The sequence below is a fragment of the Frankia sp. CcWB2 genome (assembly GCF_977927585.1).
On the sequence record NZ_CDWRCM010000154.1, the window covers coordinates 4613 to 6114 of the forward strand.

The 1502-nt window shown below is 69.6% G+C and carries 1 protein-coding gene and 1 pseudogene; both read left to right on the plus strand.

All coding sequences use genetic code 11. The annotated features are described in order from the left end of the window. Window positions 1-533 precede the first annotated feature (533 nt). Window positions 534-1121 (plus strand): WhiB family transcriptional regulator, encoded by a 588-nt coding sequence (locus ACY45C_RS15595; protein ID WP_462188318.1) that lies wholly within the window; start codon window positions 534-536, stop codon window positions 1119-1121. Between the two features lie 27 nt (window positions 1122-1148). Beyond that, window positions 1149-1502 (plus strand): annotated as a pseudogene (locus ACY45C_RS15600) (hypothetical protein); the annotation flags it as partial.

Below are 1502 nucleotides of genomic sequence, written 5' to 3' on the forward strand. Positions count from 1 at the left end.
ACCACGTATGGCCGGATCCCTGACGAGCGCTTTCGCGCTGCCCGGGGCCGCACCGTCCGGGCCATGCTGCCGGTGGTGTCCTGACACCCGCCAAGTCCTGATCATCAAAAACTACTCTCCGTAGTCGAATGGGCCGGGGTTGCCGAGTCTGGTAGCTGATCGGTCTACGTTCGCGGCGGTTGCCCGAGCTCAGACCCTGCCCTTTTAGGGGTGTATGCCCTTTAGGTCTGGGCGGGATAATGCCGTTGTCGCGACCAATCTGATCGCGCAGAGTGACGGAAAGGAGGGTTGCGCGGACCCTCGGCGACAGGTCGTAGTGACTGTGAGCTATGGTCTCATCGCTGGTTGTAGAAGATGTTGCGACGGTGGGGTTGACGCGATCGAGTCTGGAGCGTGTAATTACCGGCGTGTCATTCCCCCTGCTGGCGGGGTTCGTGCGGTAATGCGTCGCCTGACCGGTGTGGAAACCAGTCACCTGCGCGCCGGCGCCCAGGGGTGGCCGACCGCACCGCGACGGGTCTGGAGGAGTCCACATGGAGCACGCCGACGCGGGCGTCCACACTGTCCTCGCGGACGTCGAGCGTCCCGCTGAGCATGACCCGTTCGCTGATCACCCCGGGCGGGTGCTCACCGAACGCCACACCCGGGCCACATCCGAAACGGTCCCGCGGGCGCGGGTGCCGGCCACGGCCGCTCCCGTCCCCCCCGCGTTGACCGGTCGGTCCGTCGCCGAGGACACCGACCTCGTCGAGGACATTGACGAGGTCGACGATGTCGACGAGGTCGGTGACGACGAGGCCGACGAGGCGGAGACCAAGGACATGGAGGATCTTGGTGGATCGGCCGGGAGGTCCGCCCTCGCCCAGGTGATCGATCTGGGGATGGGGGACCTTCTCGGCGAGGCGATGGAGTGGCAGGAACGCGCGCTGTGCGCGCAGACCGACCCCGAGGCGTTCTTCCCGGAGAAGGGCGGTTCGACCCGCGAGGCCAAGCGTATCTGCTCGGGCTGTGAGGTCCGGGCCGAGTGCCTGGAGTACGCGCTGGAGAACGACGAGCGGTTCGGGATCTGGGGCGGCATGTCCGAGCGGGAGAGACGCAAGCAGCGACGCCGAGCGGTCTGATCCCGCCCGGTGACCGGCGGTCGGCGCATGACGGGCGATCCGGGCACGTCACAGGCGGCCACGGTCGCCGCGGTGACCGCTCTGCCCGATGATGCAGGGCCGCCGGTCGTCGCGGTCTGCGTGCTCGGTCGAGGGGGTGGTGGACCCGCCGCCGCCGCCCAGGTCCGGGCCGCCCTGCGTGCCCAGACCAGACCACCGGACCGGGTCGTCGAGGTGCGGCTCGGTGGCGGGGGAGGCGTTCCCCGGCAACGCGCGTCTCCCCTGGACGGGGACGGTCGCCTCCCGTCCGCCGACCGTCCCGTCGATCCCGGCGCCGACGGCGCGGATGCTCAGGCCGGTGACCCGGTCGTCGAGCCCCTCGTCGTCGAGGTGCCGTCCGCC